General features: G+C 76.6%; 1 pseudogene. It reads right to left on the minus strand.

The window, feature by feature from the left end:
- Positions 1-1,127, minus strand: a pseudogene (locus tag ACFTZL_RS45060) (hypothetical protein); the annotation flags it as partial.

The raw sequence follows: 1,127 nt of genomic DNA on the forward strand, positions 1-1,127 counted from the left end.
GGTATCGGGACGCAGCGCGAGACATCGTGCCAGCGTCGCCCGGGCATCGGCGCCGCGGCCGAGTTCCCGCAGCAGCGCGGCCCGGTTGCCGAGGTGCCGCATCCGGGCCGCGTCGTCGCAGAGGTGCCCGCTGAGCTCCACGGCTTCGTCCAGCAGGAGCAGTGCCTGCCGGACGCGTCCGGCCGAGTAGTGCGCGGAGGCGAGCTGGCCGAGGGCCCGGGCCTCGGCCGCGGCGTCGCCGCCGGATCTGGCGAGGGCGATGGCGTGCCGTGTCAGGCGTTCGAGGTCCCGCGCCCGGCCGCGGTCGTGCAGATAGGGGAACAGGGAGTTGATCAGTTCCAGGGTGCGGCCGGGTCCCAGGCGTCCGTGTGCGCCGGAGTCGGCCAGGAAGAGCAGGTTCGCCGCTTCCGCATCGCCCCAGGCGAGTGCCGCCGCCGCGTCGGCGAAGGTGGGAGCGTCCCCGGGCTGTTCGGGCCCTCGGCCGGGCCCGGGCCGGAGTGCGGCGGCGCATCGGGCGAGCCGCTGCCCGTACCAGCGCAGGGCTCGTTCGACGGCGTCGGCGTTCCCGGCCCGGGCGTCCGGCCGGTCGGCGAGTTCCCGGGCGAAGTCGCGGACCAGGTCGTGCGGGACGTAGCGGCCCCCGTGCGTCTCCTGGAGCAGCGCCACCTCCGCCAAGCGGTCCAGGGCCTGTTCGGCGCCGCGTTCGGAGGAGCCCGTCGCGACGGCCATCAGCGGTGCGGCGTACTCGGGCAGGTCCAGTGCGCCGACGAGGGCGAGGGCCGTGGCGGCGTCGCGGTCGCGGGGGTCGCCCGAGCCGGTGAGTGCCTCGTGGGCCGCCGTCAGGGAGCGGCGGACGCTGAGGTCCTCCAGTTCGAGGTGGTCGAGGCGGTCCTCCAGCCGGGCGAGGCGTTCCACCAGCTTCTCCACCGACAGCGCCGTCCGGCTCCTGAGGCGGGCCGCGCAGATGCGCAGTGCCAGGGGGAGGTGGCCGCACAGGTCCGCCAGCCGGGCGACCGGCCGGGCGTCGGCCGCGGCCCAGGTGCGGCCCGCGGCCCCAACCAGCCCTCGGGAGGCGTACAGCGGGGGGATCGGTTCTTGGCGGACGTTCGTGGCGGCGCCGGGGGTGG

Source organism: Streptomyces sp. NPDC056948 (assembly GCF_042674225.1).
Taxonomy (GTDB): domain Bacteria; phylum Actinomycetota; class Actinomycetes; order Streptomycetales; family Streptomycetaceae; genus Streptomyces; species Streptomyces purpurascens.